Source organism: Pseudoalteromonas sp. SCSIO_11900 (assembly GCF_000576475.1).
Taxonomy (GTDB): domain Bacteria; phylum Pseudomonadota; class Gammaproteobacteria; order Enterobacterales; family Alteromonadaceae; genus Pseudoalteromonas; species Pseudoalteromonas tetraodonis.
Map to the genome: position 1 here is coordinate 1 of NZ_KK070027.1, position 2,435 is coordinate 2,435.

Annotated in this window: 3 protein-coding genes; 1 reads left to right on the forward strand and 2 read right to left on the reverse strand. The window is 42.4% G+C overall.

All coding sequences use genetic code 11. The features are described 5' to 3' along the window. Positions 1-37: 37 nt before the first annotated feature. Positions 38-847, reverse strand: a complete 810-nt coding sequence (gene mutM / locus BG00_RS17040) for a bifunctional DNA-formamidopyrimidine glycosylase/DNA-(apurinic or apyrimidinic site) lyase (protein WP_036984078.1) — start codon at positions 845-847, stop codon at positions 38-40. 13 nt (positions 848-860) lie between these two features. Continuing rightward, positions 861-1,361, reverse strand: a complete 501-nt coding sequence (locus BG00_RS17045; protein WP_036984079.1) for a hypothetical protein — start codon at positions 1,359-1,361, stop codon at positions 861-863. 117 nt (positions 1,362-1,478) lie between these two features. Between BG00_RS17045 and BG00_RS17050 the strand changes: the two genes are divergently transcribed. Next, complete coding sequence (locus BG00_RS17050) at positions 1,479-2,402, forward strand: manganese-dependent inorganic pyrophosphatase (protein WP_013464036.1); 924 nt, start codon at positions 1,479-1,481, stop codon at positions 2,400-2,402. Positions 2,403-2,435 lie beyond the last annotated feature (33 nt).

Sequence of the window (2,435 nt, forward strand, 5' to 3'; positions counted from 1 at the left end):
TAACCTTTAACCTTTAACCTTTAACCTTTAACCTTTATTATTTCTGACACACCTCACAAAAAACGGTGCTGCGTTGACCTAGGCGAATTTCGGTTAGTTCGCTCTCGCAATTTACACAGGGCAGGCCTTTTCGGCCATACACTAATAGCTGCTGCGCAAAGTAGCCAGGCTTACCGTCACTTTGGGCAAAGTCTTTTAACGTTGTGCCGCCTTGGGTAATTGCAGCGGCTAAGGTGTCTTTTATAATTGGGATTAACGCTTGGTAGCGCTTAAGGCTTACCTTACCGGCTTCTTTTCGCGGATCGATACCTGCTTTAAATAATGATTCGTTAGCATAAATATTACCAACCCCCACCACCACGGCGTTATTCATAATAAACTGTTTAACGGGCACTTTTTTATTGCGAGATTGCTCATAAACACGTTTAGCAAAAAAGTCATCAGTGAGTGGTTCGGGGCCTAATTTAGCTAGTAGCTTGTGCTCTTCATTGGGTGCTTGCCATAAACAACAACCAAAGCGACGAGGGTCATTCAAACGCAGTGCTTTGTCGTTCGCTAAAATAAACTCAACATGGTCGTGTTTTTTAAGTGGCTCGGTTTTATTTACGACGCGCAAGTTCCCTGACATCCCTAAGTGCAATATAGCCGCCCCAAGCTCACATTCTAATAGCAAGTATTTTGCGCGGCGTTCAATACTGCTAACCACCAACCCCTCAAGTTGGTATACCTCATCGGGTACAGGCCAGCGCATACTGGCATTATGAATGTTTACCTTAGTCACAACTTGGTTTAGCACATGGGGGGTAATGCCCATGCGGCTAACTTCTACTTCTGGTAATTCAGGCATTTATAAAGCTCACTTATGAAAAGGTAAAACTAGGAAATAATTGCTTAGCAGTGCTTAAATCAAGCAACATTAGTCGCTGACTGGTTTTATCGAGAAGATAATACTGACCATTTGCTTCATATAATAAGTACACCCAAGGTAGGGGCTCACCCGCGAGTTCAAGCGTGGCTACCGATAGTGGCTTATTCATATCAAGCGCATCAGGTGTGGTAGTGGTCATCAGCGCGGTATTTTGCCATAAATAAACAAGCTCACTAAGTTGCTGCTCTGAGCCTTGCCAACTAAGCGGTACATTTTTTTGCAAAGCAGTAGTACGCCAACTAGTGCCAATACGCTCAATTTTTTGGTCGCTAAATTTAAGTGTTAATACAAAACTTTGCACAGGAAGTAGTGGCTGCAATTGCGCCTGTGTTTCATCATTCCCTATGTTTTTATGCAGTCCATTTAAAAAGAAGATCATAATCAACATCGAAAAAATAATAACATTGTTCCAACCTTTGCGGCCGAGTTGCATGTGGGTCTTCCAATTAATAATATCGATTTAAAGTGTAACCAAAACTTAATTACACTGTCTATATGTTAAAACCCAAAGACTTTGCTAGAATATCGGCAAATTTTAAGGAGTTTAGTCATGTCAATGTATGTAGTGGGCCATAAAATCCCAGATTCAGATTCAATATGTGGTGCAATTGCACTGGCGTATTTAAAAAACCAAATTGATGAGCCAGCAATCCCAACTCGCCTAGGCGAAGTGTCACCTGAAACACAATTTATTTTAGATAAATTCGGTTTTGAAGCACCTGAGCTAAAACTTAGCTACGCTGGCGAAGACGTTTATATTGTCGACCACACAGAGAAAACCCAAGCGCCTGACGATATTGATCAGGCTCGCGTTGTTGGCGTGGTTGATCACCATAAATTAGGTGATTTAACTTCATCAACTCCGCTTGAGTGTTGGATCCGCCCTGTTGGTTGTTCAAACACCATTATTAAGATGATGTACGATTTTTATAACGTAGAGATCCCTAAAGACATTGCCGGCATTATGCTTTGCGCCATTTTAAGCGACACGGTTATTTTTAAATCGCCAACCTGTACCACAGCCGATATTAAATGTGTTGAAGCGCTTGCAGAAATTGCAGGCATTGAAGACTTTAAAGAACTAGGCATGGACATGTTCCGTGTTAAGTCAGCCGTTGAAGATACGCCAGTACGTGACTTAGTAATGCGTGACTTTAAAGACTTTAACATGAACGGTAACCTCGTTGGTATTGGTCAGTTAGAAGTTATTGACCTTGCGGTATTTGACGAGATTAAAGCCGACCTTGAAGCCGACATCGCCAAGCTTAAAGAAGAAGGCGGTCGTCATTCAGTATTTTTACTACTAACCGACATTATGAAAGAAGGCTCACAAATGCTGATTGCATCAGACGATGCCAGCCTTGTTGAGCAAGCCTATGGTGAAAAGCCAGAAGACGGTAAAGTATGGCTAGACGGCGTATTGAGCCGCAAAAAGCAAGTAGTCCCTCCACTACAAGACGCTTTTAAGAGCTAGGTTCGAGGTTCGAGGTTCGAGGTTCGAGGTTCG